The organism is Mesorhizobium sp. M7A.F.Ca.US.006.04.2.1 (genome assembly GCF_004022915.1).
Lineage (GTDB): Bacteria > Pseudomonadota > Alphaproteobacteria > Rhizobiales > Rhizobiaceae > Mesorhizobium > Mesorhizobium ciceri.
Map to the genome: position 1 here is coordinate 1 of NZ_RZQA01001650.1, position 456 is coordinate 456.

The 456-nt window shown below is 64.9% G+C and carries 1 protein-coding gene; it reads right to left on the reverse strand.

Features of this window, described 5'->3' with window-relative positions:
* Positions 1-456, reverse strand: a 456-nt coding sequence (locus EN925_RS39225) for a ribonuclease J (RefSeq protein WP_164894858.1), incomplete at both ends; no start/stop codon positions are given.

Sequence of the window (456 nt, forward strand, 5' to 3'; positions counted from 1 at the left end):
ATCTCTTCGCGCGACAGCTTGGCCAGTGCGGCCAGCGGCTCGCCCTGGCTGCCGGTGCAGATGATGACCAGGTTTTCGCGCGGGATGAAACCAAAATCCTCCTCGGCGATGAACTCCGGCAGACCGTCCATGTAGCCAAGTTCGCCGGCCACATCGATGACCCGCTTCAGCGAACGGCCAAGCACCAGGCACTGGCGTCCGGCATCGCGGGCCGCTTTGGCGATCGAGACGATGCGTCCGACATTGGAGGAGAACGTAGTGACGGCGACGCGGCCCTTGGCAGCCTGGATGACGCCCTTGAGGCCCTCGCCCACAGCCACTTCCGAAGGCGACTCGCCTTCGCGCAGCGCATTGGTCGAATCGCAGATCAGCGCCAGAACGCCCTTGTCGCCATAGGCGCGGAAACGCGCCTCGTCGGTCTTCGGCCCGATCGTCGGCTCCGGATCGATCTTCCAG